The organism is Streptomyces sp. MB09-02B, assembly GCF_033794485.1.
Lineage (GTDB): Bacteria > Actinomycetota > Actinomycetes > Streptomycetales > Streptomycetaceae > Streptomyces.
Map to the genome: position 1 here is coordinate 1 of NZ_JARGEE010000986.1, position 662 is coordinate 662.

1 protein-coding gene is annotated in these 662 nt (G+C 77.6%); it reads right to left on the reverse strand.

The window, feature by feature from the left end; all coding sequences use genetic code 11:
- Window positions 1–620 (reverse strand): acyl carrier protein (locus tag P1P70_RS45485; RefSeq protein WP_319248464.1); only part of this gene is annotated, 620 nt, incomplete at its 3' end.
- Between the last annotated feature and the right edge of the window lie 42 nt (window positions 621–662).

Below are 662 nucleotides of genomic sequence, written 5' to 3' on the forward strand. Positions count from 1 at the left end.
GGCGGGGGGAGGGCGATCTCACCCGCCACCGCCGGGGGCGTCGCGAGCCGGGCGCCCCCGGCCCGAGCCGGTACGGTCGGCCGAGCCCGCGCGCCGACGACCGACGCCACGCCCGCCGACACCGGGGCCCGGCCCTCTTCGGCCGACATCGTCTCGACTGCCACGGCCTTGACCGGCATCGCCTCGACTGCCACGGCCTCGACCGGTGCCGCCTCGGTCGTGACCGCTTCCGCCGACAGCGGCTTCGTCGGCCCCGCTTCCGCCGGCGCCCCACTCCTCGCCAGTGCCCGTTGGATGCGGGACACCGTGGCCTCGATCGTGCCGGCGCCCAGCAGGTCGCGCAGGGGGAGCTCGATGCCGAACTCCCGCTCCAGGGCGGTGCGGATGCGGACGGCCATCAGGGAGTCCAGGCCCAGCTCGGCGAAGGCGGTGGCCGGGGTGATGCGGGCCGGTGAGTGGCCGGTGACGGCGGAGACGTGGTGGCAGATACGGGCGGAGACGGAGGTGTCCTGCGCGGTGAGCCACCCCGTGGGCCCGGGGCCGACCTGCGGGCCGGGACCGGGGGGTCCGTCCGGCTGCCGGCCGCCGCCCGGCGCCGCCCCACGGTTCTCCACCGTCACACATACCCCGCCGGACTCTGGGCCCTGCGCACCCCCTGCGGC